Consider the following 25659-nt stretch of genomic DNA (forward strand, 5'->3'; position numbering starts at 1 on the left):
CTCCCCTAGGGACGCCAGCGCGGGTCGTAGCCGCTGGTCAGCACCTCGCGGTCGTGGTGCCACTTCGGCTCGCGGTTCAGGGTGTCGTTGGTGATCCCGCGCATCCGCCGGATGAACGCGCCGTACGGCTTGATCATCATCGAGGAGAGGCTGCCGCCCGGCGGGGTGTCCATGAACGGCATGAACTTGTCCGGGAAGCCCGGCATGGTGCAGCCGATGCAGATGCCGCCGACGTTCGGGCAGCCGCCGACGCCGCCCATCCAGCCGCGCTTCGGCACGTTGCAGTTCACCACCGGGCCCCAGCAGCCCACCTTCACCTGGCATTTCGGCGAGTTGTAGTCCTTGGCGAAGTCGCCCTGCTCGTAGTAGGCGGCGCGGTCGCAGCCCTCGTGGACCGTCCTGCCGAAGATCCACTGGGGGCGGAGCATGTCGTCCAGCGGCGGCGGCGGAGCGCCGCCCGCGGCGTGCCGCAGCACCCAGGTCAGGGTCTCCATGAAGTTCTCGGGCTGGACGGGGCAGCCCGGCACGTTGACGATCGGCAGCGCGCCCGCCGACCGGAAGTCCGCGCCGAGGTAGTCGGCGAGGCCCATGCAGCCGGTCGGGTTGCCGGCCATCGCGTGGATGCCGCCGTAGGCGGCGCAGGTCCCGGCCGCGACGACCGCCCACGCGCGCGGCGCGAGCCGGTCGATCCACCAGTTCAGCGTCAGCGGCTCGCCGGTGTCCGGGTGGTTGCCGAACGAGCTCCAGTACCCGTCCCCGTTGATCTTCTCGTTGGGCACCGAACCCTCGAGCACGAAGATGAACGGCTCGAGGTCGCCGCGCGCCGCCGCCCGGAACGGCGCGAGGAACTCCTCACCGCCGACGGTCGGCGACAGCACCTTGTTGTACAGGTGCACCTTCGGCAGGCCCGGGATGAGCCCGTTCACGACGTCCTCGATCGCCGGCTGCCCGGACGCCGTCACCGACACGGTGTCGCCGTCGCAGCTCATGCCCTCCGAGATCCACAGGACGTGGATCTCCTCGAAACCGTTCTCGCTGGTCATGACGTGTCCCTCCTGGGTGTCGTCCGGCGGCTCACGTGCGGGGCCGGCTCTGCAGCCGGTCCCGGAGGCGGTCGTAGGCGGCGGCGACCGGCGCCGCCATCGCCAGCGCCGGCGGCCGGTCCGGCGCGGACGGGTGCGGCCGGGTCGGCGCGCGCCGCTTGGCGCGCTCCAGCTCGGCGCCGAGCTCGCGGAGCTCGTCCTCATCGGCCGCGGCGCGCACCTCGGGCATGAGCTGCTCCTCTTCCTCGCGGATGTGCTCGGCGACGGCCTCGCGGAGGGCCGCCAGGACGGGCCCGGCGCGCTCCCCGTCGCCGCGCGCGGAGTCCAGCTCGGCGAGCAGCCGCTTGATCGTCATGTGCTCCTGCAGATGCCGCTTGATCTCCTCCTCGCGGCCGACGGCCCGGCCCGCGAACGGGTAGAACAGCAGCTCCTCCACCGCGGCGTGCTTGGACAGCTCGCGGACGAGGATCTCCAGCACGGCCTTGCGCTGCGCCGGCGTCGCCGCCGACCGGTGGTCGCGGAACAGCTGCTCCACCATCCGGTGGTCGTGCTTCAGCAGGTCGATGGCGTCCATCAGCGGCTCCCTTGGGTCGTGGCGGTGCCCACCGCGCGGTCTGCCTCGTCGCATGCCAGCCGGGTCACCAGCCGGACGGCCTCGCCGAGCGCCGCCTCGACCGGCGCGGACAGCCCGATGCCCTCGTCGAGGCTTCCGGGCCGGCAGCCGGCCACCAGGACGCGGCCGACGCCGCCGCCCAGCTGCCGCAGCAGCCGCAGGACGGCCATCGGGTCCATGCCGTGGCCGTCGAGGGCGGGCGGGGCGATCGGATCGGCCGGGTCGAGGCCGGCGGCCGCGGCGTCGATGTCGGCCGGGTCCACCTCGATGACGGCGAGGGTGCCGGGCGGGCCGTCGACGGGCACGGCGTCGACCATGACGAGCGTGTCGTGCCGGCCGTTCAGCAGCTCGTAGGCCAGGTGGACGCCGCGGATGCCGTAGTCGGCGGCCTCGACGCCGGCGGGCAGCGCGGTGCCCGCGAGCCGCCGGACGACCTCGACGCCGAACCCGTCGTCGCCGAGGAACACGTTGCCGATGCCCGCGACCAGCACGCGCGCCTTCGCCGCGCCGCTCACCGGTCGTCCCCGACCGCGGGCACCGGCCCGGAGGGCAGCGGTTCGATCTCGTCGGGCGCGAAGTAGCGGAACCGGCCGTACCACTGGTTCAGCTCGGCGGCGGGGTCGTCGTCGAGGGTGACGGCCAGGTGGACGGCGTCGTCCACGTCATGCAGCACCGCCTCGACGCGCGCGGTCCGGCCGTCGAGGAACCGGTCGTGCGGGTCGGTGCCGTGCGCCCTCGGCCGCAGCCGGACGCGGCTCCCCTGGACGACGGTCACGCCGTCCACCACGATTCCGCCGGGTTCGGCGTCCCCGGGACTCCAGCGGGACGCCGGGGCGGCGGCGGTGCTCGCGGGCACCGGCCGCAGGGACCGGACCGCGCCGTGCAGGCGGGCGAACGTCTCGGGCGGCAGCGACTCGGTCCGGTCGACGATCCGCGCGGCCCGCGGGTCGGTCCCGCGCGCCTCCCGCTTCTCCTCGTCGGTCAGCGTCAGCGTGCGAAGCGACAGGATCTCGTCGATCTCCGTCGCGTCGTGCAGGTCGCCGGGGCTCTCCGGCGCGACGCGCGGGTGGTCGTAAAGCAGGATCGGCGAGGACAGGACCGTGCGGCGCTCCCCGGCCGCACCGGCCAGGACGGGGAACGTGTGGACGTTCCGGCATTCCCCGGCGGCCCGCTCCGCCCGGTCCGGCGGATCGAGCAGGGACACGAACGAGCCGTCCGCCGTGTTCAGGAGGACGTGGCAGGCCAGCAGCGAGTCCCGCAGCGCCTCGTCCCGCGACGCGTCCGGCGGGGTCGCCGCGCCGGTGTTGTCGATCCGCACGCGGATCCGCGTGAGCGGCTCCGCCGTGCCGCAGCGCACCGCCGACACGGTCACCGCCGCGGCCAGCGGCCGGCGCCGGCGGACGGTGCGGCCCGCGGCGCCCGCGATTGGCTCGCGGTCCTCGCCGCCGGGCGTCCGGACGGCGAAGCGCCGCTCGCCGGCGACGACGTCGGCGAGGCGGAAATGGAAGTCGAACTCCTGCGGGACGGCCTCGTCGAAGGCGCACTCCGTCCGCGCGCCGGCGTCGAGGGAGTCGACCTCGGCATGGGAGCCGTCGGCGCACCGCTGCTCCACGGTCTTCTTCTGCACCTGGAGGAAGCGGACCCGGCCGTGGACGACGGCGTCCTCCGGCGCCTCGACCAGGCATTCGGTCTGCTGCCACGACGCCTCCGCCGACCCCGCGACACCCGTGTCGTCCAGCCCGTGCGCCTCCGCCCAGGCGGGCGGCACAAGGACGCCGAACTGCCAGCGGACGCGGTTCTTCCCCGACGAGCGCCGGTACGGGTAGAGCAGGTATCCCTCGTAGAGGATCGCGTCGGCCACCGCGCGGGCGTGCTCGAAGCCGGCCATCGCCGTGGCAGGCGCGTTCTCCATGGTGAGCGACCCCTCCTCGTGGCATGCCGGAACGCGCGCACTTCGTCCCGCTGCGCGCGCGCAGCCGGCACACGGAGCCCGCCACTTCTGTATAACAACGGCGAACACGCTCAGTAAGTGCAAGACGCCACTACGTGCATGCATGGGAAACGCCGCGGGGCGGGCGCAATGGCGCGCCCGCCCCGCGGCGTTCGTTCGAGGTCGGTCAGGCGACGGGTTCGGTGGACGGTTCGGCGTGCGCGGCGTCCTTGGCGGCGGCGGCAGCGCGGCGGCCCGGGATCGTCATCGCGATCAGCGCGGCGAGGACCGCGACGCCGCAGCCGATCCCGAGGCCGGTGCGGAAGCCGTTCTCCGAGGGCAGCGCGTGCCCGCCGAGGCTGATCGTCATCTGCGACAGCACCGCGCCGACGACGGCGGCGGACACCGACGTGCCGATCGAGCGCATCAGCGTGTTGAAGCTGTTGGCCGAGCCGGTCTCCGACCGCGGCACCGCGCTCATGATCAGGGCGGGCATCGCGCCGTAGGCGAGGCCGACGCCGGCACCGCAGATCGCGGTGAAGACCATCAGGCCCCAGGCGTGCCCCAGCAGGACCTGGGACGACCCGTACCCGACCGCGACGACCAGGGCCCCGCAGATCAGCGTGACCTTGGGGCCGCGGGCGGCCGACAGCCGCGCGCCGAGCGGGGACACAGCCATCATCACCAGGCCGGACGGGACCATCCAAAGGCCGGCGGCGACCATCGACTGGCCGAGCCCGTACCCGGTCTGCTCGGGCAGCTGCAGGAGCTGCGGGGCGATCAGCGACTGGGCGTACATGGAGAAGCCGACGACGACGGACGCGGCGTTGGTGAGCAGCACCTGCGGCCGCGCGGTGACGCGCAGGTCGACGAGCGGGTCGCGGGTGCGCAGCTCCCACAGGCCCCAGGCGAGCAGGACGACGACGGCGGCGGCGAACAGGCCGATGGTGGTGCCGCTCGCCCAGCCCCAGTCGGCGCCCTTGGAGACGGCGAGCAGCAGGCACACCAGGCCCGCGCCGAGCCCGACCGCGCCGAGGGCGTCGAACCGGCCCTTGGCCTGCGCGGGGACGGCGGGCACCAGCAGCCAGATCAGCACGGCGACGAGGACGCTCAGCGCCGCCGATCCCCAGAACAGCACGCGCCAGTTGGTGTTCTCGGCGACCAGCGCGGCGATCGGCAGCCCGAAGGCGCCGCCGATGCCCATCGAGGAGCTCATCAGCGCGATGGACGAGCCGAGCCGCTCGGGCGGCAGCAGGTCGCGCAGCGCGCTGATGCCGAGCGGGATCATGCCCATGCCGAGGCCCTGCATCCCGCGGCCGATGATCATCGGCCAGAGCGAGCCCGACAGCGCGCAGACCACCGAGCCGGCGATCAGCGGCACCATGCAGGCCAGCATCAGCCGGCGCTTGCCGTACAGGTCGCCGAGGCGGCCGATCATCGGCATGGCGACCGCGGAGGCCAGCAGCGTGCCGGTGATCACCCAGGTCGCGTTGGAGGCCGTGGTGTGCAGCAGCCTCGGCAGGTCGGCGATCAGCGGCACGACCAGCGTCTGCATGAACGCGGCGACGATGCCCGCCACGGCCAGCACCGCGACGATGCCGTTCGGGCGGGCGGCGGGCCCGGACTCGTCCACGTGGGTCTCCTCTTCGGGGAACGACGGTCTCGACCATGTGCACGATACATACGATGTGGTAGATACACAACGTGTGTATGCCGCACATGCGTTGTGATAGGCAGGAGCACGCGCCCGGAGGGCCGATCCCGGGGGCACGGATCGGAGGCACCATGGACAGACCGACGCATCGGGTCGAGTACGAGACCATGCTGCTCGGGCGGCACAGCCTGGAGTTCGCGGGCGGCTCGGCGCGCGCGGCCGGGCATCTGGAGCGCAGCGCCTACATCCTGCTGAGCCGCATCCGCGTCGAGGGGCCGATGTCGATCCGCCAGCTGAGCGAGGCGTTCGGGCTCGATCCGTCCACGCTGAACCGGCAGACCTCCGCGATGGTGCGCTCCGGGCTGGCCGAGCGCATCCCCGACCCCGAGGGCGGCATCGCCCGCAAGTTCCGCATCACCGCCGAGGGCGAGCGCCGCCTCGACGAGGAGCGCGGCCGGATCGTCGCGAGCCTGGACAAGATCATGGCCGAGTGGCCGCCGGAGGACGTGCAGACGTTCGCCGACTGCCTCAAGCGCTTCAACGCCGACATCGAGCGGCTGAGCGGCCGCCCCTGGCCGCGCCCCTGAGCACTCCCCGCCTTCCGGGGCGAAGAAAGGACGGCAAGGGAATGGACATCCGGCTCGTGGACGGCCCCCCGTCCCTGATCTCCACGTTCTTCGACCTCGGCGAGTCCGGGTACACGGCGGCCGAGTACTTCGTCTCGGGCGAGGCCACCGCGTACGAGCCCGCCGGCGGGACCGGCGACGACGGCGTGTGGCCCGTCCGGCCCGGCCGCCGCGCGCCCTTCACGACGCGGCTGGTGGTGTACCGGCCGGCCGATCCGGCGGCGTTCGGCGGGACGGTCGTGGTCGAGTGGCTCAACGTCTCGTCCGGCGCGGACGCCCCGGCGGGCTGGCTGACCCTGCACCGGCAGCTGATCCGGGACGGCGCCGCCTGGATCGGCGTCTCCGCCCAGCGGGACTCCATCGACGGCGAGTCGCTCTTCTCCAGGCTGTCGAGCACGGAGGGCGACTTCTCCTCGATCATCCTTCCGCCGCTGAAGAAGACCGATCCGGAGCGGTACGCGCCCCTCGACCATCCCGGCAACGCGTTCTCATACGACGTCTTCGCGCAGGTAGGGCGGCTCGCGCGGCAGGAGGGCGGCGTCCTCGGGCCGCTGCGGGCGTCCCGCGTCCTCGCCGTGGGCCAGTCGCAGTCGGCCGCGCATCTCGTCACGTTCGTCAACGCGGTCGCGCCGGTCGCCGGCGGCTACGACGGGTACCTGATCCACGGCCGCCCGGGCAGGCCGGCGTTCCTCGACGGGACGCGCTGGGAGACGCGGGAGGGACGCGTCCAGATCCGCACCGACGGCGGCGCGCCCGTCATCACGCTGCAGAGCGAGACCGACGTGGCGGGGCTGCTGCGCTCGGCGGGGTCGCGGCAGCCCGACGGCGAGCGGTTCCGGCTGTGGGAGGTGGCGGGCACCGCGCACGCCGACACCTACACGATCGACGCCGCGTTCCGCGACTCCGGGCGGCGCCGCCCGGACGAGCTGGCGGCGATGCTGGCGCCGCGGTCCGCTCCGCTCGGCGCCGAGTTCCCGCTGCCGATCAACTCCGGTCCGCAGCAGCACTACGTCGCGCAGGCCGCGATCGCCGCGCTGGACCGCTGGGTGCGCACCGGCGCTCCCCCGGCGTCCGCCGACCGCCTCGGCCTGGAGCCGGGCGAACCGGTCCGGCTGCGGCTGGACGGGCACGGCATCGCGACCGGCGGCGTCCGGACGCCGTGGGTGGACGTGCCGGTCGCGGTGCTGTCGGGCCTCGGCCAGGAAGCGGCGCCCGGTGCCGCGCTGCTGTTCGGCTCGACGCGCCCGTTCGGCGCGGCGACGCTGCGGCGGCTGTACCCGCGCGGCGCGGACGACTACCTGCCCGCGTTCCGGGACGCGGCCGAGCGGGCCGTCGCGGCGGGGTTCCTGCTCGCCGGCGACCTCGACGAGATCACCGGGCTCGCCGCCGCCTCCTTCCCGGCCTCCTGACGCCCGCCCGGCCGGTGCGGAGCCTCACTGCATCCGGGCGGCCATCCGGACGATGTCCTCGCGGTCCAGCTGGACGAAGTCGCCCGTCGCCTCGACCGTCACCCGGCCGCGCTGCAGCAGCCGCCCGGCCGTCCGCACCCGCTTGCCCTCGTGCGCCTCGACCTCGCCCTCGAACAGGCACGGCTCCCCGAGCAGGGTCGGGCGGCGGTAGACGATCTCCAGCCGGGCCGTCGGGCCCGCGACCCCGGCGGCGAAGTTCGCCGCCGCGCACAGGATGTCGAACGCGCCCGCGAGCACCGCGCCGTGCACGCAGCCGGGCGGCCCCTCGTAGGGCCGGGTGAACGTGCCGCGCAGCAGCGCCTTCGGCGGCTCGAACTCCACCTCCAGCGGCAGGGCCATCGGGTTGTGCCGGCCGATGACGAAGTCGTAGGCCATCCGCCCGGCGAAGTCGGCCCTGCCGTCCTCCGGGAGGTGCACCAGCGTCTTCGGCAGCGGCGGGTCGGGGACGTGCCGCTCCAGCGCGTCCGCGACGGACTCCAGCTCGCGCGCCGCGGCCAGCGTCGCGTCCGCGGGCGCCGTCGTCGCCGTGGCGACCGCGATGAGGCGCCGGAGGGCGGCCGTCAGCGCCGCGGACTCGCCTTCGCGGCCCGCCAGCGCGGGGTGCAGGGGTTCGGGGGTGTTCGTCACAGGCACCTCTACCATCGTTGATCAGGCCGCCGGCCCGGCGGAGGCGCCGGGACGGGTGTCATGGCGAGGCGGGCGCCGCCTCCGCGTCCGGCCGCTCGAACATGCCGCGGCCGCGGAACAGCTCGACGACGAGGTCGCCCTGGGAGCGCAGCATCGCGACGTACTCCCGCTCCGCGGCCTGCGCGTCCGCCTTCCGGACGGCCCGGACGATCGCCGCCGTGCCGCGCTTCTCCACCGCCTGCACGCCGGGCACCAGCTCGAAGAAGTTGCCGGGCACGATCCCGGTCATCTGCTTCAGCATGTTGCGCAGCCGCGGCGACTGCGCGGCCTCCACGATGAGCCGGTGGAAGCGCGCGCTCAGCTCCTGCAGCGCCTCCGGGTCGCCGGCCGCGGCGAGCTCCTTCTGCAGCGGCGCCAGCCGCTCGCCCAGCTCGGCCCCCTGCCGCTCCACCGCGCGCCGGACCGCGAAGCCGTAGAACAGCCCGTACAGCTCGTAGTGGTCGTGCACCGACGACGCGTCGAGCGCGTTCACGAACGCCCCGCGGTGGGCGATGATCGTGATCCAGCCCTCCCGCTCCAGCGCGATCAGCGCCTCCCGGACCGGGATCCGCGACACCCCGAGCGCGCGGGCCACCGCGTCCTGCGGGACCCGCTGCCCCTGCCGCAGCACGCCGTCGAAGATCAGCCGGCGCAGGTAGAGCCGGACCTGCTCGCCGCTGGTCAGCCGGGACAGGTTCTGCCCCGGCAGCCCGCCGGCCCCGTCCGCCGCGCCCCGCAGCTCGGGTTCCTGGCTCCGCGGGATCTGTCTCACCCCCAGGTTCGGTGGGCGGTCCGGCGCCGCCCGGCACGCAACGCAAAGCTAGCAGCGCGCACTCCCCGCGTCCGGCGGCCCGCACGTCCGGCGCGGCGGCGCGTCCCGGCACTCGGCGCGCAAAGAATATATTGTAGCCGTTATCAGATCGCATGGCCGCGTCCGGCGGGCGGCGCCTCCTCCAGGAGCCGCTTGATGACCTTGCCGGTCTCGTTGTAGGGCAGCGCGTCGCGGAACTCGACGTGCGCGGGGACCTTGAAGGACGCGAGCCCCGCGGCGACCCAGTCCCGGACCTCCCGCTCGGTGAGGCGGACGCCGTCGCGGGGCACCACGACCGCCTTCACCTCCTGGCCGAGGACGGTGTGCGGCACGCCGATCACGCAGGCGTCCGCGATCCCCGGATGCTCCACGAGCCGGTACTCGATCTCGATCGGGTACACGTTCTCGCCGCCCCGGATGATCAGGTCGCGCATCCGGCTCTCCAGGTACAGGACGCCGCCCGCGATCCGGCCGAAGTCGCTCGACCGGTACCAGCGGTCCGCCGTGAGCGCCTCCGCCGTCGCCTTCTCGTCGCCCCAGTAGCCGAGGAACACGCCCGCGCCGCTGATGTGGACGCGCCCGACCTCGCCCTCGGGCAGCGGGTCCCCGTCCTCGTCGCGGACCTGCACGCGGATGGTGGGCGCGGCGGCGCCGACCGAGGCCGGATGCCCGTCCATCGCGCGGCCGTTGAGGAACGTGCCGGTCCCGGTCGTCTCGGTCATCCCGTAGCCGTTGGTGATTCCGACGCCGGGCAGCCTCTCCTCGAACAGCCGCAGCAGCTCCGGCGCGAACGTGGCGCCGCCGCTGCCGATCGTCGCGACCTGCGAGGTGTCGTACTCGTCGAACCGCGGGTGGGTGAGCATCCGCCAGAAGTGGGTGGGGACGCCGGTCCACTGCGTCAGCCGGTGGTCGTGGGTCAGCTTCAGCGCGGCCTCGGCGTCCCAGCGTCCGGGCGGTGGCAGCACGAGCTTCAGCCCGAACAGCGGCGCGTTCGCCAGCGCGAGGCAGGCACCGGAGACGTGGAACAGCGGGTTGGCGAACACCGACGCGCGCTGGACGCCGTCCGGTACCTGCCGGCGTCCGGGCGGGCCGGTGAGCGCGTCGACGGCGCCGCCGAGCCCGCCGAACAGCCCGAAGTGGACGAAGTTGCGGTGCGACAGGGTGGCGCCCTTCGGGCGTCCGGTCGTCCCGCTGGTGAACATGATCGCCGCGGGGTCGTCCTCGTGGAGCCCGGCGTCGGGCAGGTCGTCGGGCGGGTCCGGCAGGGACGTCGCGGCGGCGTGCAGCTCGTCCAGGGACACGACCGGGACGCCGCCGGCCGCGGCGCGGGTCTCCGCCAGGCGCGCCAGCGGCCGTCCCGCGCCGAACAGCACCGACGGCCCGGTCAGCGCGATGCCGTGGTCGAGCTCGCCGGGCGTCCACCAGCCGTTCAGCCCGGCCATGATCGCGCCGAGCGACAGCGTCGCCCACCACAGCAGGATGTGCTCCAGCCCGTTGGGCGCGGCCACCGCCACCCGGTCGCCCTTGCCGATCCCGTAGCGGGTGTTGAGGACGCGGGCGTACGCGGCGGCCAGGCGGTGCGCCTCGGCGAACGTCACGGCGCCGTCCGGTGCGCCGGCGAAGGCCAGGTAGCTCAGGCCGGGGGTGCCGGACGCGGCGCCCGCGAGCATGGCGGGGACGTGCGGCGCCCGCTGCGCGAACACCTCCGCAGGCACGCCGAGCACGTCCTCGACGCGGCGCTCGAACATGGCGCCGGGCCCGCACAGCAGCTCGCGCAGGCCGCCGTCGAGGAGCTCGTCGCCGTGCCACGCCAGGGTGGTGGGGGTGGGCATGGATCGCTCCCGTCGGCCGCCGGATCGACCCTTGTATATAACATCAAGTCTACGAAATGATGAGACTGCAGTCTCATTTCGATCCGTCGGGCGCGAACCGCACGCCGGCCGGCGCCGCCGGCCGGCCGCTACTGGTGGAGATGGCACATGCACGAGTCGATCAACCTGGTCAGCGGCGAGTTCTGGGGCCGCGACCCGCACGAGGAACTGCGCTGGATCCGCGAGAACGAGCCCGTCTACCGGGACGAGAACGGCGGCGTCTGGGGGATCTCCAAGCACGCCGACGTCAAGGCGGTCTCCCGCAACCCCGACGCGTTCTCCAGCGCGCACGGCATCCGGCCCGACAACGCCGCGATGCCGATGATGATCGACATGGACGACCCCGAGCACAAGCTGCGCCGCAAGCTGGTCAGCGCCGGGTTCACCCCGCGCCGGGTCGCCGCGCAGGAGGACTACCTGCGGCGGATCTGCGACGAGATCCTCGACGGCGTCTGCGAGCGCGGCGAGTGCGACTTCGTCCACGACATCGCCGCGCAGCTGCCGCTGATCGTCATCGGGGACGCGCTCGGCTTCGCGCCGCAGGACCGGCAGAAGCTGCTGACTTGGTCCGACGACATGCTGTGCGCGCTGACCGGCGGCGACGACCTGGAGCTGATGGTCAAGGCAGGCGAGGCGTTCAACGGGTTCAACGAGTACGCGTCCCGGGCCGTCGAGCGGCGCCGCGCCGAACCGGGCGACGACCTGCTCAGCATCCTCGTGCACGCCGAGATCGACGGCGACCACCTCGACCACGACTCGCTGCTGCAGGAGTCGCTGCTGATCCTGATCGGCGGCGACGAGACGACCCGGCACGTCATCTCCGGCGGCATGTACCAGCTGTGCCTGCACCCCGACCAGCGCCGCAAGCTCGTCGACGACCCCGGGAAGATCCCGACCGCGGTCGAGGAGATGCTGCGCTGGGTCTCCCCCATCAAGAACATGAACCGGACCGCGAACCGCGACGTCGAGCTCGGCGGCCGGACGATCCGCGAGGGCGACAAGGTGCTGCTGCTGTACCCGTCGGCCAACCGGGACGCGGACGTGTTCGACGACCCGTTCCGCTTCGACGTGGAGCGCACCCCCAACGACCACATCGCGTTCGGCAACGGCCCGCACTTCTGCCTCGGCAACAGCCTCGCCCGGCTGGAGCTGAAGGTGATGTTCGAGCGGCTGCTGGCCCGGATGCCCGACATCGAGCCGATCGACGACGCCGAGCCCGCCCACCGGGCCGCGAACTTCGTCTCCGGCTACGAGTCGATGAAGGTCCGGTTCACCCCGTCCGCGCCGCTGGGGAACTGACATGGACGACCTGCCGGAGCTGGGCTTCTACGGACTGGCCGGGCACTCGTCCGCGCCCCGCGACCTGCTCGGCCAGGTGCGCGACGGCGAGCGGCTCGGCCTGGGCTCGGTGTTCCTGTCCGAGCGGTTCGCCACCAAGGACGCCGCGACCCTGTCGGGCGCGGCGGGCGCGGTGAGCGAGCGGCTCGGCATCGCCACCGCCGCGACCAACCACAACACCCGGCACCCCCTCGTCACCGCGACGTTCGCGGCGACGATGCACCGGCTCACCGGCGGGCGGTTCGCGCTCGGCCTCGGCCGCGGCTTCGACATGCTGTTCGACGTGATGGGGCTGCCCCGCGTCACGTCCGCGCAGCTGGAGGACTTCATCGGCATCATGCGCCGGCTGTGGCGCGGCGAGCCGGTCGTCGACCACCACGGGCCCGCGGGCGACTTCCCCTACCTGAACCAGGACGCGTCGTTCGACGAGGACATCCCGATCCTGCTGACGGCGATGGGCGAGAAGACCCTCGAGTTCGCCGGCCGCGTCGCCGACGGCGTCGTCCTGCACACCTTCTTCACCGACGAGACGCTGAGCCGCTCGGTGGACGCGGTGCGGCGCGGCGCCGAGAAGGCCGGTCGCGACCCCGCGAGCGTCCGCGTCTGGTCGGTCCTCGCCACCGTCGGCGACCATCTGGACGAGGAGCAGCGGCTCCGCAAGCTCGTCGGCCGGTTCGCCACCTACCTGCAGGGCTACGGGGACCTGCTCGTCCGCGTGAACGGCTGGGACCCGGCGCCCCTCGCCCGGTTCCGCGCGGACGACCTCGTCAACGGCTTCCCGGGCGCGTTCGACGCGATCGGCACGGCCGAGCAGCTCGAACACGTCGCGGCGCTCATCCCGGACGCGTGGCTGGCCGCGTCCGCGACCGGCCCGGCCGCCGTGTGCGCGCGGCGCGTCCTCGACCAGTTCGACGCGGGCGCCGACGGCGTGATCCTGCACGGCGTCACGCCAGCCGAGGTCGAACCGGTCGTGGCCGCCTACCGCGACGTCAGGCCGGAGGGCTTCGCGGGCGCGCCGCACAACCCCGGACGGAGCTGACCACGTGCCCGTCATCGACGGCCCGTCCGGGCTCACCCCGGCCGCGCTCAGCGAGATCTTCGAGGCGCCGGTGACCTCCGTCGCCTGGGAGAAGGTCGGCTCCGGGCAGATCGGCGCGTGCTACCGCCTCCGGCTGGAGGGCGCCGAAGGCGTCCCGCGCCGCCTGGTCGCCAAGCTCGCCGCCGAGGACGAGGCGTCCCGCGCGTTCCTCGCGTCGGTCTACCGCACCGAGGTGTCCTTCTATCGGGACATCGCCCCGACCGTCGCGGTGCGAACGCCCCGCTGCCACTATGGCGCCCTGTCCGACGACGGCACGGCGTTCGTCCTGCTGCTCGACGATCTGCACCCGGCGACGCAGGGCGACCAGATCGCCGGGTGCACGCCGGAGCAGGCGGCCGACGCCGTCACGAACCTCGCGGGCCTGCACGGCCCGCGCTGGTGCGACCCGACGCTGACCGACCTTCCCTGGCTGAGCACGGTCGGCGACGACGACGCGGCCACGCTCGGCGAGGTGTACGCGCCCGCCGTCGAGACCTTCGTGGACCGCTTCGCCGGCGAACTCTCCGACCGGGACGTCGGCACGCTCCGCGACACCACCGGCGCGGTCGCCGCGTGGATGACGGGCCGTCCCGGACGCTTCGGCCTCGTCCACGGCGACTACCGCCTCGACAACCTGCTCTTCCCGCCCGCCCCGGAACGCGGCGCGACGGCGGTGGACTGGCAGACCCTCAGCCTCGGCCACCCCCTCCGTGACCTGGCCTTCTTCCTCAGCACCGGCCTGGAACCCGCCGACCGGGCAGCGCACGAGCGGTCGCTCGTCGCGACCTACCACGCCGCCCTGACCGGATACGGCGTGGACGGCTACGACCTGGACGAGTGCTACGACGACTACCGGTTCGCCGCCCTTCAGGGGCCGCTGATCACCGTCCTGGGCTGCGCGTACGGGACGCGCACCGAACGCGGCGACCGCATGTTCCTAACGATGACCACCCGTTCCTGCGCCGCCATCCGCGACCTCGGCTCGCTCGGCCTGATCTGACGGCGGCGCTCATCCTGTTTCGACGCTGAGGGTCCGGGCGACGGACCGGCGGGCCGCGAGGCGCGCGGGCACGGCGGTGAGCGCCGCCGTCGCCAAGGGTGCGACGAGCACGGGGATGAACAGCCACCACGTGGGAGGCACGACGGTGTTCTGAGGGGAGAGGGACAGCACCAGGAACAGCCCCAAGGGAACGCCGAGCACGGCACCGGGCACGGTCGGGAGGAGTTGCGCGGCGGACAGCCCGGCCGTGATCTGCCCCGGCGTCGCGCCGAGCGTGCGCGCGATCGCCATGACGGGCCGGGCCTCCAGCGCGGTCGTCCAGGTGATCGTGACGATGTTCACGGCGGCGAGCGCGGCCAGCGCGGCGGTGACGGCGAGCAGCACGTTGTGGCCCTGCTCCCTCTGCACGTTGCCCAGGTGGGAGGAGCCCAGGCCGTAGTCGAAGTCGGTCTGGACGCGGGCCATCAGCAGGGCCGTGGCGCCGATCATCATGACCGCGATGCTCCACGCGTGCAGGACGGCGCGGCCGGGCCGGCGGGCGATCAGGCGGAGCGCGAGCAGCAGCGGGGTCGGCAGCAGCGCCGACAGGCCGTTCAACCAGGGCCGGTGGCCGGGCCGGCGGGCGGTGTCGGCCAGCGCGGAGACGGTCTCGGTGCGCAGGGCGCGCCGCGTCGGGCCGAGGGTGGTGAGGACCGCCATGGCCAGGGCGACGCACGTCGTGGCGGCGACGGTGTCATCGGACGGGCCCGCGGCGGCGGTCAGCAGGCTGGCGGTCGGGTTGGCGAGGCCGGGCGCGGCCAGCCGGGCGATCGCCAGTCCCAGCGCGTCGGCGATCAGCGCCAGCGTCAGGTACTCGCCGAGCAGGACGGCGGCGATGAGGCCGGGCGTGGCGCCGACGGCCTTGAGCAGCCCGACGCGGCGGGTCTGCTTGGCGGCGCGTCCCGCCGCCAGGGTGGCCACGCCGCCGACGGCCAGCAGGGCCAGCAGCCAGCTGCCGATCACCAGGACCGGCTGGCCCTGCCGGAGTATGCGCGCGTCGTCTTCGGCCATGAACTGCCAGGTGAAGAAGTTCGTCTGGTGCTCATCACCGAACTGGCGGCGGGACTCGACGAACTCCTGTGCGGCGGCGGGATCCCGCAGGTCGAGGTAGAGCAGGGAGGTCACCGGGAGGCCGGCGGCCGCCAGCGGCCCGGTGTCGGCCTCGCTCATCCAGACCAGGCCGCTGTAGTCGCTCGGACCGCCGCCCGGGCCCATCATCTGCGCCCCCGGGTAGACGGGGTGCCCCGCACCCACGGCGATCCCGGTGACGGGAAGCGAACGGCCGGCGACGGTGACGCGGTCGCCGACCCGGACGCGCAGGGCGGCGGCGAAGCCGCGCTCGACCACCACACCGCCGGGACGCACCCAGGTGCCCGACGTGACCAGAGGACGATCGACCGGGCCCGGTGCCGCCCCGGCGCCCTGCGCCACCGCGGCCGACGTCAGGCCGTGCGCCGTCACGGTCGTGTAGTACTGGCGGTGCGGCCCGCTATGCGCGGTGACCTCGGGCGCCCGCGTCAGCGATCTCAGAGCCGAGGTGGCGGCCTTGTCGCCGCCGGGGGTGAGCGCGACCACGTCCGGCCCGGCCGTGGCGGCGCGGGTCTGCCGGTAGAGGGTGTCGGTCGTGCCTCGCAGCGACATGCCGAGCGACAGCGCGGCCGTGGCGGCGGTGATCGTCATCAGCATCATCGCGGCCTGGGCCGGATGGCGGCGCACGTCGGCCGCGACGAGGCGGAGCACCAGCAGGATGCGTCCCACGGCGCTCAGTACTCCAGCCCGAACATCTCGCCGAGCCCTCCGGTGGCGTGGCCGGCCAGCCGGGTGTCGTCGACGAACGCCCCGTCGCGCATCGAGACGACCCGGTCCGCGGTGGCCGCGACCCGCTCGTCGTGCGTGACGATCACCAGCGTCTGCCCGGCGGCGCGCAGCCCCTCGAAGAGCCGCAGCACGTCGAGCGTCGCCGCGGTGTCCAGGTTCCCGGTCGGCTCGTCGGCCAGCAGCACCGCCGGCTCATTGGCCATCGCACGGGCGATGGCGACCCGCTGCCGCTGCCCGCCCGACAGCTCCCACGGCAGGTGCCGCGCCCGGTCGGCGAGCCCGACCCGCTCCAGCAGCATGGCCGCGCGCTTCTTGGCCGCGCGCGGCGAACGGCCAGCCAGCAGCACGGGAAGCTCCACGTTCTCCCGCGCCGACAGCTCCTCCACCAGATGGAACGCCTGGAAGACGAACCCCACCGACCGGCGCCGCAGCCGGGCCAGCGCCCGCTCGCTCAGGGCGTCGATCCGCCGCCCGGCGAGCCGTACCTCGCCGCGGCTCGGCCGCTCCAGCCCTCCCAGCAGATGCAGCAGCGTTGACTTCCCGCAGCCGGACGGCCCCGTCACCGCCAGCATCTGCCCGGCCGGGACGTCCAGGTCGACCTCGTCGACCGCCCGGACCAGCCCCTGCCCCTGGCCGTGCTCCTTGGCCAGGCCGCGGGCCTGCAGCACCGCGCCGAACTCGTTCATGCGTCCTCGGATTCGTCGACGACCTTCGACCAGACCCGCTCGCAGGCCTCCAACCAGCGCAGGTCGGCCTGCAGCCGCAGCGCGATGCCCTCCAGCAGCAGGCCGGCGGTCGAGCCGTCCGGCTCGGCCAGCACCGCGCGCTGCGCCTCGCCGAGGCGGCGCATCAGCTCGCGGCGCTGCGCGTCGACCAGCTCCACCGGATCGGCGAGCCGGCCCGCGGCCGCGGCGGCGAGCTTGAGGTGGAACTCCGCCAGGTTCGGCTTCGGCCAGCTCACCTCGCTCAGCCAGGCGGCCACCCGCCGCTGGCCGGCGGGCGTCAGCGCGTAGACCTTGCGGTCCGGCCGGTCGGGCAACCCCTCGGCGTGCTCGGACGCGACCAGCCCGGCCTTCTCCAGCCGGGTCAGGGTCACGTAGACCTGGCCCGCGTTCATCGACTCCCCGAGCGGCCCGAGGGCGCGCCGGAGCCGCTCGCGCAGGAGGTAACCGTGCGACGGTTCCTTCGCGAGCATCGCCAGCACCGCGTCCTGCATGCACCACCCCTAACGGCTAGCTAATGAATAGCGGTTAGCCATCAAGGCGGTCAAGCGGAAGCCGCCGACGGGCGGGTCCGACGGCGGTAAGAAGAGTGACCGGGCCGGCTAGGCGGGCTCGCAGATGACGACCGGGATCTCCCGGTCCGTCCAGGACTGGTACTTGTCGAAGTCGGCGTACACGTCGAGCAGGCGGGGCCACAGCGCCTCGCGCTCGTCGGACGAGGCGGTGCGGGCGCGCATGCGGCGGACGTCGCGCCGCACCTGCACGGTGACGCGCGCGTCCGCGCACAGGTTGAGATACCAGAGGGGATGCTTGGGCAGCCCGCCCTGGGACGCGACGATGACGACGCGGTCGCCGTCCGGCATGTACAGCAGCGGCTGCGTACGGGGCTTGCCGGTCTTGCGGCCCTTGGTGGTGAGCAGGCAGATCGGGACGCCCTTGCGGAAGCCGGCGCCGATCCGCCAGGTGCCGCCCACCCGTCCGCCGGTCGCGCGGTAGAGCGCGATGTTCATCCGCGCCATGACCTTGAGGATCTTCGGGACGATCGGCGAGTCCATGCCCTTGGGCGCGGCACTGGTCGCAGGCGACATCGTCACCCCTTCCATTCGAAGTCGGGCATCCGCGGCAGGCGCCCGGTGGCAAAAGCCGCGGCCTGCTCGGCGAGGCCGGGCTCGTACTCGGGGTGGGTGAGGACGAGGAAGCGGCCCTCGCGGACGGCGCTCAGCGTCGCCTCCACCACCTTCTCCACCGGGATGCCGTCCGCGACGGTCTGGGCGATCATCTCGCCCATGAACGCGGAGTCCTCACCCGGCTCGCTTGCCAGGCTTGCCGGACGGCCCCGTTCCGACTCGTGGATGCGCGTCTGCACGCCGCCGGGGCACAGGGCGGAGACGCGCAGCGGCGAGTTCTCCAGCGCGAGTTCCTGGGCGAGGCTGAGGGTCGCGGCGAACGCCGCCCACTTGGAGACGGTGTAGGGCGCGGCGCCCGGGCCGACGAAAAGCCCGGCGACCGAGCAGGTGTTGACGATGTGCCCCTCGCCGCCCTGCTCGATCATGCGGGGGACGAAGGCGCGGATGCCGTGCAGGATGCCCCAGAGGTTGACCCGCAGCGTCCATTCGAAGTCGGCGGCGGGGCGCGTCCACGTGCGCCCGCCCATGTAGACGCCCGCGTTGTTGAACAGCAGGCGCACCTCGCCGAGGGCGGCGAAGGCGCGGTCGGCGAACGCCCGCACCGACTCCTCGTCGCCGACGTCGGTGACCTGCGTGATGACCGAGGTACCGGGGCTCAGGGCCCGTTCGGTCTCGTCGAGGGCCTCGGCGTCGATGTCGGCGAGCGCGAGGCTCACGCCTTCGCGCGCCAGCCGGACGGCCAGCGCGCGGCCGATGCCGCTTCCGGCGCCGGTCACGGCCGCCGCCGTCCCGCGCAGTTCCCGCACCGCAGCCTCCAGCGTGGGCGCGCCCGCCCCTGTCGGCGGGATCGCCAGCACGCTAATCTCGATCTGAACTTGTATCAAGTATCAAGTATCGAGGAGTCGCCATGGCGATCCGCAGCGCGTCCTCCGGCACCGCGGTCGTCGTCACCGGAGCGGCCTCGGGCATCGGGGCCGCCTGCGCCCTCGCCCTCGCCGAGGCCGGCCGCCCCGTCGCCCTGTGGGACCGCTCCGACGCGGCCGGGGTCGCCTCCGCCATCACCGCGGAGACCGGGACGGCGGCGCTCGCCGTCGGCATCGACGTGACGGACTCGGCCGCGTTCCCGGACGCGATCGAGCGCAGCCGCGCCGCGCTCGGCCCGATCGGCGGCCTCGTGCACGCCGCCGGGATCTCCGGGCCCGCCGCGGTCGGCGACCTCGACGAGGCGCGCTGGGACGCGGTCCAGCACGTCAACCTGCGGGCGCACGCGCTGCTGTCCCAGGCGCTGCTGGACGACCTGCGCGCGCAGGAGGGCTCGGCGATCGTCGGGATCGCCTCGATCGAGGCGTTCCTCGGGAGCCTGTTCATCCCGTCGTACTGCGCGTCCAAGGCGGGGCTGCTCGGCCTCACCCGGTCGATGGCGCAGCTGCTCGCCGGCGACGGCGTCCGCGTCAACGCCGTCTGCCCCGGGTACATCGACACCCCGATGCTCAGCACGGACGTCCCGCCGCAGATGCGGCCGGCGTTCGCGGCGAAGGCCCCGGTCGGGCGGCTCGGCCGCCCCGAGGAGGTGGCCGCGGCGGTCCGGTTCCTCATGAGCGACGAGGCGTCCTTCATCACCGGCACGCACCTGACGGTCGACGGCGGCACCACCGCCGTCGACCGCTGAAGAGGAGACGGCATGGGAAACCTGGACGGCACGGCGGCGCTGGTCACCGGCGGCGGCAGCGGCATCGGGCTCGGCTGCGCCGTGCGGCTCGCCGAGCAGGGCGCGGCCGTCACCATCTGCGGCCGCACCGAGGAGCGGCTGCGGGAGGCCGCCGGCAAGGCCGGGAAGGGCATCGGGTACGTCGTCGCGGACGTCACCGACGACGCGCAGGTCGCGAACGCCGTCGCGGCGGCGGCCGAGCGCGGGCCGCTGCGGACGGCGGTGGCGTGCGCCGGCGGATCCAGCTCCATCGGGCCGATCGGGGACCTCGACCTCGACGCCTGGCGGGCGACGATGGAGCTGAACGCCACCGGCACCATGCTGACGATCCGGCACGCCTCGCGGGCGATGGCGGGCGCGGGCGGCGGCTCGATCATCGCGATCTCGTCGATCGCCTCGTCGAACACGCACCGCTGGTTCGGCGCGTACGGGGTGTCGAAGGCGGCCGTGGACCACCTCGTCCAACTGGCCGCCGACGAGCTGGGCGGCGCGGGGATCCGGGTGAACGGGATCCGCCCCGGGCTGACCCGCACCGAACTCGTCGCGGGCATCGCCGACACCGGGCCCGTGCTGGAGGACTACCTGTCCTGCATGCCGCTGGCGCGGGTCGGCGAGCCCGAGGACATCGCCGCCGCCGTCGGGTTCCTGGCCGGCCCGGACTCGTCCTGGATCACCGGGCAGATCATCAACGTGGACGGCGGCCACCACCTGCGCCGCGGCCCCGACTACTCCTCGGTGTTCGAGCCGCTGTTCGGCGAGGCGGCACTGCGCGGCCTGCCCGCGCAGGAGTGACCCCGGCGCGGCCGGCGGGCCCGCCGAGCCGGGAGGCGGGTCAGCCGAGCCGGGAGGCGATGCGGTCGCCCGCGGCCGCGTCGCCGAGCAGCCGCGCGAACGCGGCGTCCTCGCGCTCGCGGGCGCGCCGCACCTCCTCGCGCCGGGACGCGACGATCAGCTCCTTCGTCGCCACCAGCGACGCGAGCGGCTTGGCGGCGATCTCGCCCGCGATCCCCCGGGCCGTGTCCAGCAGCGTCTCGGCCGGGCAGGCGCGCAGCGCCAGGCCGCACCGCACGGCCTCCTCGGCGGTGACCCAGTTCCCGGTGAACAGCGCGAGCGCGGCCTGCTGGTGGCCCATGCGCGCGGGCAGCAGGTAGCTGCCCGCCGCCTCCGGCACGACGCCCATCGACGCGAACGGCGCCATCAGCCGCGCGTGCTCGGCGATGAGCACCACGTCGCAGTGGCCCAGCATCGTGATCCCCAGCCCGACGCCCGAGCCGTTCACCGCCGCGATGAGCGGCTTGGTGAACTCGGCCAGCGCGTCCACGAGCGCGACGAACCCGCTGCCCATCTCCTGGTCCGAGCGGCCGGCGGCGTGGTCGCGGGCGATCTCGGCCATCTCCTTGATGTCGGTCCCGGCGGTGAAGGCGCGGCCCTCCCCCGTCAGCAGCACGACCGACACGCCGTCGTCGGACGCGGCGTCCCGCAGGGCCCGGGCGGCGGCGTGGTACAGCTCCTCGTTGAAGGCGTTGGCCGCCTCGGGGCGCGCGAAGACCAGCGTCCGCACCGCGCCGTCGTCCTCGATCCGCAGCGTCTCGGTCATCGCCGGGTCCTCCTCAAGATCTCCGTCTGAAGATACTTGATACAATATTTGTCACTCGGTGCCGGGGACGGCGCCCGGTGAGCGGGACCCGCCGCGCACGTCCCGCAGCGCCACGGGCAGCGCCGCCGCCAGCAGCGCCGCGGTGAGGACGAACGCCCACGGGTAGCCGGTCCGCCCGGCGACCAGCCCGAAGCCGAGCGCGCCCGCGCCCATCCCGGCGTCGTAGGCGAGGTTCCACAGGGCGCTGACCGTGCCGTACCCGGACCGCGGCGTCCGCGCGTACATCAGGACGAGCGTGGCGTTCTGCAGCAGCCCGAAGCCGACGCCGAACACCGTAACCCCGGCCAGCACGGCGACGTCGTGGCCGGTCAGCGCGGTGAGCAGCACGCCGGCCGCCGACAGGACCACGCCGGGCGGCACCATCCCGGCCGCACCGCGCCGGTCGCCGATCCGGCCCGCGGCGACGCGGGCGGCGGTCGAGGCGAGCGGCTGCAGGAACAGCGCCGCCGCCACGACCCCGGCGGACGCGGACGCGACGGCGAGCGGCAGGAACGTGACGATGATCCCGGCGACCAGCGCGGACGCGCCGAAGACGAGCGCGGGCCGCGCCAGCGCCGGCGTCCGCAGCCCCGCGAGCACCCCGGCGCCCCGCCCGGCGCCGCGATCACCGTCCGGCAGCCCGGGCACCGAGGCCACCGCGGCGAGGGCGGCGACGCCCGCGGCCACGGCGACCGGCGTGTACCCGAAGTGCCGCGCGGCCCAGACGCCGAGAGGCAGCGCGCCCAGGGCGGGGGCGCCCGCGACGATCCCGACGAGCGCCAGGCCCTCGCCGCGCCGCTCGTCCGGGATCAGCGCGGCGGTCAGTGCGCCCCCGGCGACCACCGTGAGCGCGAACCCGAAGCCGCGCAGCAGGCAGATCAGGACGATCCACGGCAGGCCCGACGACAGCGTCAGCACGAGGGCGGGCGCGCCGAGCAGCACCAGCCCGGCACCGAGCACGGCCCGGTAGCCGTACCGGTTCGCCAGCCACGGGGTGCCGAGCTCGCCGGCCACGGTGGCCGCCATCAGCGCGCCCGTCGCCAGGCCCGCCGCGCCGCCGCCACCGCCCGTGCCCTGGGCGTAGATCGGCGCCACCGACAGCAGCAGGTAGAAGCTGACCGCCGAGCCGAGCAGCGACACGAAGCGCAGCAGCAGCGGACGGGTCATGAGCGGCGGCCTCGTGAGCGGGGCGGGCGCCTCAGGGCAGTGCGTCGTCATGCCGATCACGTTAGGGACCGGGCGGACCGCCGATAAGCTCCACTTCCATGCCGCTGGAGTGGTCCGGTTCGTCCCCCGAACTGTTGCTGACGCTGGACAGGGCGTCCGCCGAGCCGCTGCGCTGCCAGCTGGAACGCCAGGTCAGGGACGCGATCCGGGGCGGGCGGCTGCGGGTCGGCGAGCGGCTGCCGTCCTCCCGGGAGCTGGCCCGGACGCTGGGGATCTCCCGCGGGCTGATCCAGGAGTGCTACGCCCAGCTGCGGGCGGAGGGGTACCTCGCCACGCGGACCGGCTCGGCCACCCGCGTCGCGGCCGGTGCGGTGCCCCCGGCCCCGGCGGCGCCCGCGCGGCCCGCTCCCCCGCCCGCCCGGCTGATCGCCGACTTCCGTCCCGGGGTGCCCGACCTCGGCTCCTTCCCGATGGCCGACTGGCTGTGGGCGGTCCGCGAGGCGGGGCGGGCGATCCCGACCGCCGCGCTCGACTACGGCGACCCGGCGGGCGCCGCGGCCCTGCGCGAGGTCCTGGCCGGATACCTGCGGCGCGTCCGGGCCGCGGCCGCGGAGCCGGACCGGATCGTCGTCTGCTCCGGCCACGCCCAGGGGCTGGTGCTGGCGTTCAGCGCCCTGGCCAGGGCGGGGGTCCGGACGGTCGCCTACGAAAACCCCGGCGGTCCCCGCTCCACCGAGGCCGCCGCGGCGTGGGCGGGGCTGGACGCGGTTCCGGTGCCGGTCGACGAGGACGGCGTCGACGTGCGGGCGCTCGCCGCCACCGGCGCCCGCGCGGTGGTCGTCACCCCGGCGCACCAGTGGCCGACCGGCGTGGTCATGGCGCCGCGCCGCCGCCTGGAGCTGATCGCGTGGGCGGCGGACCGGGACGCCGTGATCATCGAGGACGACTACGACGCCGAGTTCCGCTACGACCGCGAGCCGGTCGGCGCGCTGCAGGGCCTCGCCGCCGACCGGGTCGTCTCGATCGGCACGGTGAGCAAGTCGCTGGCGCCCGCGCTGCGCCTCGGCTGGCTGCTCGCCCCGCCCTCGCTCGCGGGGACGGTCCTGGAGCACAAGCTGCTCAACGACCGCGGCTCCCCGGCGCTCGACCAGCTCGCGCTCGCCCGGCTCGTCGAGTCGGGCCGCTACGACCGGCACCTGCGCCGGATGCGGGCGGTGTACGCCGCGCGCCGAACCGCGCTGCTCGCGGCGCTCGCCGAGCACGCGCCCGGCGTACGGGTGACGGGCCTGGACGCCGGATTCCACGCCGTCGCGCACCTCGACGTCCCCGGCGGCGAGGCCGCGCTGGTCGAGGCGGCCCGCGCGCGCGGGGTCGGGCTGCACGGGATGAGCATGTGCCGCGCCGACGGCGGGGACGCCCCGGTGCAGCTCGTGCTCGGGTTCGGCAACACCGGAGAGCGGGCCGTCCGGGCGGGCATCGCCGCCGTCGGCGACCTCCTCGCACCGCGCTGACCAGCGCCGACGCGTGCCGACGCCCGCCGTCCACCTGCCGTCCATGGGGTCGCCGCCGGCGGTGTGGCACACTTCGGTCCGTGACCTCCGCAGCGCGCCGCCCCTCGGGCGAGCTGGAATCGGCGGTGCTCGAGACGATCTGGGCCGCCGCGCGGCCGCTGACCGCGCGCGACGTCCGCGCCGCCCTCGGCGACGGCCTGGCCCGCACGACGGTCGCCACGATCCTGTCCCGCCTGCACGCCAAGGGCCTGCTCCGCCGGGTCCCCGCCGGGCGCACCTTCGCCTACAGCGCCGCCGTCGAGGACACCGCGGCGCTCACCGCCCGCCGTATGCACACCGAGCTCGACCGCAGCGGCGAGGAGCGTCCGGGCGTGCTGGCCCGCTTCGTCTCCGACCTGAGCGAGACCGACGAGCGGCTCCTGCGCGACCTGCTGGGACGGCCGCCCGCCACCGACGGGGACTGACCGGCCGGCTCAGCGGGTCTGGGCGTGCTCGATCAGCTGGTGCAGGTCGAGCACCCCGTCGTTGGCGGCCCACACCGACAGGACGACCAGCGCGGCCGTGGCCACGACGAGCCACCGGCGGTGCGGGAGCGGGGGCGCGAGCAGCGCGGCGACGCGGCGCGGCAACGGCCCCGGCCGGCGGCGGCCGAGCCCGGCGACCCGCCCGATGCCGAGGGCGGCGGCGTGCCCGAGCCCGGGGCGCCCGTTGTGCGCGAGGGCGGCCTTGCCGATCGCGCGGGCGGCCCGCTCCCGGTCGGCGCCGGCGGCGGCCCGCTCGTCCGCCCAGCGCTCGGTCGTGAAGGTCACGGCGCCGCGCAGCGGCCACAGCAGCGGGTTCGCGGCCGTCGCGACATGGACGAGCGCGCGGAACCAGTGGTGCCGCCCCGCCAGGTGGGCCCGCTCATGCGCGAGCAGCACCCGCCGCTCGGCCTCGTCGAGGATCGACAGCATCCCGGTCGACACGACGACGCGGCCCGGGCGGCCGGGCAGCGCGAACGCGTCCGCCCCCTCGTCCTCGACCACGGCGACGATCCCCCCGCCGGGCAGTTCGCGCGCCGCCTTCGCGCCCGCGAGCAGGGCGCGGACCCGCTGCACGGCGGCGCAGCCCGCCGCGCCCAGGCTCGCGACCAGCGCGGGGCCCGCGACCGTCGCCACCAGCGGGCTGGTCTGCGGGTCGCGGTGCAGGACGTGCTCCGACAGGTGGCCGAGCGCCGCGATCACCGGCAGCCGCAGCGCCCCGCCCAGCGCCAGCACCGCCAGCGTCGCGGTGCTCGCCAGCGCCAGCACGACCGCGGTGCCGGTGAGCAGCCAGGTCGCGGTGCGCGGCGGCAGCCGCCCCGACAGCGGGCGCGCGGCGAGGGCCATCACGGCGGGCAGCACCAGGGGCAGCAGGCCGTCCAGGTCCATGGCCGCTCACCCGCCTCCGAGCAGCGTGCGGACCAGCCGCTCGTCCTGGGCGGACAGGGACTCCACGAACCGCGCGAGGACGGCGGCGCGGTCGGGCCGCCCGTCCAGGGCCTGGTACATGCGCCGGGCGACCAGCCCGGGCTCGTCGCTCACCGGCGCGTACCGGTAGGCGCGGCCGGACTTCTGGCGGACCAGCAGCCCCTTGGCGTGCATGCGGGTGAGGATCGTCACGACCGTGGTGTAGGCCAGGTCGCCGTCCAGGTGCCGTCGCACGCCCGCCGGGGTCAGCGGTTCCGCCGCCCCCTGCAGCACTTCCATGATCTCCGACTCCAGGGCGCCCGCCGCCCTGCGTCCGCCGGTCATCGGCGCCCCCTCGTGAAACCCGCCGGCCGCCCCGCACGGCCCAGTCTGGCACGAGGGGCG

Annotated in this window: 26 protein-coding genes; 9 read left to right on the forward strand and 17 right to left on the reverse strand. The window is 74.7% G+C overall.

Annotation, left to right across the window (positions count from 1 at the left end):
- Positions 1 to 5: 5 nt before the first annotated feature.
- The 5 genes from J4709_RS08875 to J4709_RS08895 form a co-directional block, all read right to left on the reverse strand.
- A complete protein-coding gene (locus tag J4709_RS08875) occupies positions 6 to 1043 on the reverse strand; it encodes an NADH-quinone oxidoreductase subunit B family protein (protein WP_208238980.1) in 1038 nt (345 codons plus the stop codon).
- A 31-nt stretch (positions 1044 to 1074) separates the two neighbouring features.
- Positions 1075 to 1617, reverse strand: coding sequence for a hemerythrin domain-containing protein (locus J4709_RS08880; protein ID WP_208238981.1), 543 nt, complete (start codon positions 1615 to 1617; stop codon positions 1075 to 1077).
- On the reverse strand, positions 1617 to 2171 hold the full coding sequence (locus J4709_RS08885; protein ID WP_208238982.1) for a hydrogenase maturation protease: 555 nt from the start codon (positions 2169 to 2171) through the stop codon (positions 1617 to 1619). The genes J4709_RS08880 and J4709_RS08885 overlap by 1 nt, the downstream gene beginning before the upstream one ends.
- Positions 2168 to 3568 carry a hypothetical protein gene (locus tag J4709_RS08890; RefSeq protein ID WP_232383181.1) on the reverse strand — a complete coding sequence of 467 codons (1401 nt, stop codon included), beginning with the start codon at positions 3566 to 3568 and terminating at the stop codon, positions 2168 to 2170. The genes J4709_RS08885 and J4709_RS08890 overlap by 4 nt, the downstream gene beginning before the upstream one ends.
- Before the next feature lie 205 nt (positions 3569 to 3773).
- The gene (locus J4709_RS08895; protein WP_307801092.1) at positions 3774 to 5219 is read right to left on the reverse strand and encodes an MFS transporter; all 1446 of its coding nucleotides are present in this window, start codon (positions 5217 to 5219) and stop codon (positions 3774 to 3776) included.
- A 152-nt stretch (positions 5220 to 5371) separates the two neighbouring features.
- Between J4709_RS08895 and J4709_RS08900 the strand changes: the two genes are divergently transcribed.
- On the forward strand, positions 5372 to 5827 hold the full coding sequence (locus J4709_RS08900; RefSeq protein WP_208238983.1) for a MarR family winged helix-turn-helix transcriptional regulator: 456 nt from the start codon (positions 5372 to 5374) through the stop codon (positions 5825 to 5827).
- Between the two features lie 41 nt (positions 5828 to 5868).
- Positions 5869 to 7275 (forward strand): alpha/beta hydrolase domain-containing protein, encoded by a 1407-nt coding sequence (locus J4709_RS08905; RefSeq protein ID WP_208238984.1) that lies wholly within the window; start codon positions 5869 to 5871, stop codon positions 7273 to 7275.
- 24 nt (positions 7276 to 7299) lie between these two features.
- On the opposite strand, the gene J4709_RS55465 is transcribed toward J4709_RS08905, so the two are convergent.
- The 3 genes from J4709_RS55465 to J4709_RS08920 all read right to left on the reverse strand — a co-directional run bounded on the left by J4709_RS55465 (position 7300) and on the right by J4709_RS08920 (position 10644).
- On the reverse strand, positions 7300 to 7968 hold the full coding sequence (locus J4709_RS55465) for a PaaI family thioesterase (RefSeq protein ID WP_208238985.1): 669 nt from the start codon (positions 7966 to 7968) through the stop codon (positions 7300 to 7302).
- A 52-nt stretch (positions 7969 to 8020) separates the two neighbouring features.
- Positions 8021 to 8773, reverse strand: a complete 753-nt coding sequence (locus J4709_RS08915; protein WP_307801093.1) for a GntR family transcriptional regulator — start codon at positions 8771 to 8773, stop codon at positions 8021 to 8023.
- A 143-nt stretch (positions 8774 to 8916) separates the two neighbouring features.
- Positions 8917 to 10644, reverse strand: coding sequence for a class I adenylate-forming enzyme family protein (locus J4709_RS08920; RefSeq protein WP_208238986.1), 1728 nt, complete (start codon positions 10642 to 10644; stop codon positions 8917 to 8919).
- 147 nt (positions 10645 to 10791) lie between these two features.
- Between J4709_RS08920 and J4709_RS08925 the strand changes: the two genes are divergently transcribed.
- The 3 genes from J4709_RS08925 to J4709_RS08935 are packed head-to-tail and all read left to right on the forward strand — an operon-like array spanning position 10792 to position 14099.
- Positions 10792 to 11982, forward strand: a complete 1191-nt coding sequence (locus J4709_RS08925; protein ID WP_208238987.1) for a cytochrome P450 — start codon at positions 10792 to 10794, stop codon at positions 11980 to 11982.
- 1 nt (position 11983) lies between these two features.
- Positions 11984 to 13060 carry a TIGR03857 family LLM class F420-dependent oxidoreductase gene (locus J4709_RS08930; protein ID WP_208238988.1) on the forward strand — a complete coding sequence of 359 codons (1077 nt, stop codon included), beginning with the start codon at positions 11984 to 11986 and terminating at the stop codon, positions 13058 to 13060.
- A 4-nt stretch (positions 13061 to 13064) separates the two neighbouring features.
- Positions 13065 to 14099 (forward strand): phosphotransferase family protein, encoded by a 1035-nt coding sequence (locus J4709_RS08935; RefSeq protein ID WP_208238989.1) that lies wholly within the window; start codon positions 13065 to 13067, stop codon positions 14097 to 14099.
- Between the two features lie 9 nt (positions 14100 to 14108).
- Here the strand turns inward: J4709_RS08935 and J4709_RS08940 are convergent, their stop codons facing one another.
- From J4709_RS08940 to J4709_RS08960, 5 genes are all read right to left on the reverse strand, one after another.
- Positions 14109 to 15896 carry an ABC transporter permease gene (locus J4709_RS08940; RefSeq protein ID WP_208238990.1) on the reverse strand — a complete coding sequence of 596 codons (1788 nt, stop codon included), beginning with the start codon at positions 15894 to 15896 and terminating at the stop codon, positions 14109 to 14111.
- 5 nt (positions 15897 to 15901) lie between these two features.
- On the reverse strand, positions 15902 to 16642 hold the full coding sequence (locus tag J4709_RS08945; RefSeq protein WP_208238991.1) for an ABC transporter ATP-binding protein: 741 nt from the start codon (positions 16640 to 16642) through the stop codon (positions 15902 to 15904).
- The gene (locus J4709_RS08950; protein ID WP_208238992.1) at positions 16639 to 17172 is read right to left on the reverse strand and encodes a PadR family transcriptional regulator; all 534 of its coding nucleotides are present in this window, start codon (positions 17170 to 17172) and stop codon (positions 16639 to 16641) included. Before J4709_RS08950 ends, J4709_RS08945 begins: the two co-directional genes overlap by 4 nt.
- A gap of 108 nt (positions 17173 to 17280) precedes the next feature.
- Entirely contained in the window at positions 17281 to 17766 is a 486-nt protein-coding gene (locus J4709_RS08955) for a nitroreductase family deazaflavin-dependent oxidoreductase (protein ID WP_208238993.1), read from the reverse strand.
- A 2-nt stretch (positions 17767 to 17768) separates the two neighbouring features.
- Positions 17769 to 18662, reverse strand: a complete 894-nt coding sequence (locus tag J4709_RS08960) for an SDR family NAD(P)-dependent oxidoreductase (protein WP_208238995.1) — start codon at positions 18660 to 18662, stop codon at positions 17769 to 17771.
- 50 nt (positions 18663 to 18712) lie between these two features.
- On the opposite strand from J4709_RS08960, the gene J4709_RS08965 reads away from it, so the two are divergent.
- Both J4709_RS08965 and J4709_RS08970 read left to right on the forward strand, forming a co-directional pair.
- Positions 18713 to 19474 carry an SDR family NAD(P)-dependent oxidoreductase gene (locus J4709_RS08965; protein WP_208238997.1) on the forward strand — a complete coding sequence of 254 codons (762 nt, stop codon included), beginning with the start codon at positions 18713 to 18715 and terminating at the stop codon, positions 19472 to 19474.
- 12 nt (positions 19475 to 19486) lie between these two features.
- Positions 19487 to 20305 (forward strand): SDR family oxidoreductase, encoded by an 819-nt coding sequence (locus tag J4709_RS08970; protein WP_208238998.1) that lies wholly within the window; start codon positions 19487 to 19489, stop codon positions 20303 to 20305.
- 40 nt (positions 20306 to 20345) lie between these two features.
- Here the strand turns inward: J4709_RS08970 and J4709_RS08975 are convergent, their stop codons facing one another.
- Both J4709_RS08975 and J4709_RS08980 read right to left on the reverse strand, forming a co-directional pair.
- Positions 20346 to 21110 carry an enoyl-CoA hydratase/isomerase family protein gene (locus tag J4709_RS08975; RefSeq protein WP_208238999.1) on the reverse strand — a complete coding sequence of 255 codons (765 nt, stop codon included), beginning with the start codon at positions 21108 to 21110 and terminating at the stop codon, positions 20346 to 20348.
- Between the two features lie 51 nt (positions 21111 to 21161).
- Positions 21162 to 22367, reverse strand: coding sequence for an MFS transporter (locus J4709_RS08980; protein ID WP_208239000.1), 1206 nt, complete (start codon positions 22365 to 22367; stop codon positions 21162 to 21164).
- A gap of 47 nt (positions 22368 to 22414) precedes the next feature.
- Between J4709_RS08980 and pdxR the strand changes: the two genes are divergently transcribed.
- The gene (gene pdxR, locus J4709_RS08985; RefSeq protein ID WP_208239001.1) at positions 22415 to 23827 is read left to right on the forward strand and encodes a MocR-like pyridoxine biosynthesis transcription factor PdxR; all 1413 of its coding nucleotides are present in this window, start codon (positions 22415 to 22417) and stop codon (positions 23825 to 23827) included.
- 80 nt (positions 23828 to 23907) lie between these two features.
- Positions 23908 to 24291: a BlaI/MecI/CopY family transcriptional regulator gene (locus J4709_RS08990; RefSeq protein ID WP_208239002.1), complete on the forward strand. Its 384-nt coding sequence runs from the start codon at positions 23908 to 23910 to the stop codon at positions 24289 to 24291.
- A gap of 9 nt (positions 24292 to 24300) precedes the next feature.
- On the opposite strand, the gene J4709_RS08995 is transcribed toward J4709_RS08990, so the two are convergent.
- Positions 24301 to 25236: a M56 family metallopeptidase gene (locus tag J4709_RS08995; protein ID WP_208239003.1), complete on the reverse strand. Its 936-nt coding sequence runs from the start codon at positions 25234 to 25236 to the stop codon at positions 24301 to 24303.
- A gap of 6 nt (positions 25237 to 25242) precedes the next feature.
- Entirely contained in the window at positions 25243 to 25599 is a 357-nt protein-coding gene (locus tag J4709_RS09000; protein WP_208239004.1) for a BlaI/MecI/CopY family transcriptional regulator, read from the reverse strand.
- Positions 25600 to 25659: the final 60 nt, after the last annotated feature.

It is taken from the genome of Actinomadura violacea (genome assembly GCF_017573465.1).
Taxonomy (GTDB): domain Bacteria; phylum Actinomycetota; class Actinomycetes; order Streptosporangiales; family Streptosporangiaceae; genus Spirillospora; species Spirillospora violacea.